1 protein-coding gene is annotated in these 917 nt (G+C 65.1%); it reads left to right on the top strand.

What is annotated here, in order from left to right; genetic code table 11:
* Nucleotides 1–136: 136 nt before the first annotated feature.
* On the top strand, nucleotides 137–907 hold the full coding sequence (locus ABFX50_RS50720) for a transposase family protein (RefSeq protein WP_346158498.1): 771 nt from the start codon (nucleotides 137–139) through the stop codon (nucleotides 905–907).
* Nucleotides 908–917 lie beyond the last annotated feature (10 nt).

Below are 917 nucleotides of genomic sequence, written 5' to 3'. Positions count from 1 at the left end.
TGACCCCTTTTCATCCTCCGGCGGCGGGTGCTGATCACGGCATGATCGCGGGTCCGGTGTTCGCCTGATGACGTAGCAGAGCCCCTGGTAGACGGGTTGATCACCACAATCCTCACCGTCACACCAGGAGCTCTGGGTGCTGTTCTATCGCGCTGCCGTCGATTTGTCGCGTTCAACGCTGAACTACGTGGCCGGGCTGATCCGCCGACGCCGCAAGGCGATCGGGTCGGCCTGGCGGCTGCTGAACCCTGGCCAGCAGGCTCTGCTGGTGCTGGTCTACCTGCGCAAGGGCGAGACGTTCGACGAACTCGGAGCCGGTTTCGGCGTGTCGACGGCGACCGCGTGGCGGTATGTGGAGGAGACGGTGATGCTGCTGTCGGCGCGCTCGCCCAAGCTCGGGCAGGCATTGCAGAAGGCCAAGCGGGACGGACTGCACTACCTGGTGCTGGACGGCACGCTGATCCGCACCGACCGGATCAATGCCGACCGGCCGTACTTCTCCGGCAAGCATCGCGTGCACGGGATGAACGTCCAGGTCATCGCCTCACCGAACGGCACGATCCTGTGGACCTCGGGCGCGCTGCCGGGCAAGACGCACGACCTGAGCGCCGCCCGGATCTGGGGCATCCTGAGGAAACTGGAGTGGGCCGGGATCATCGTCTTGGCGGACAAGGGCTACCAGGGTGCCGAAGGTCCGGTCATCACTCCCTACAAGGGCAAGAACAAGCCCGAGTCCCAGAAAAGGGCCAACCGATCACACGCCCGTCTTCGCGGTCCGGGCGAGCGCGCGAACGCCCAGCTCAAGACCTGGCGCATCCTGCGGAAGCTCCGCTGCTGCCCCCTCAAGACTGGGCACCTGTGCAAGGCCATCGCCGTTCTGCAGAACTACGAAGTCGCCCGAGGATGAAAAGAGGTCA

The organism is Nonomuraea recticatena, assembly GCF_039533245.1.
Taxonomy (GTDB): domain Bacteria; phylum Actinomycetota; class Actinomycetes; order Streptosporangiales; family Streptosporangiaceae; genus Nonomuraea; species Nonomuraea roseola.
This window is presented reverse-complemented; position numbering and strand designations above follow the sequence as displayed.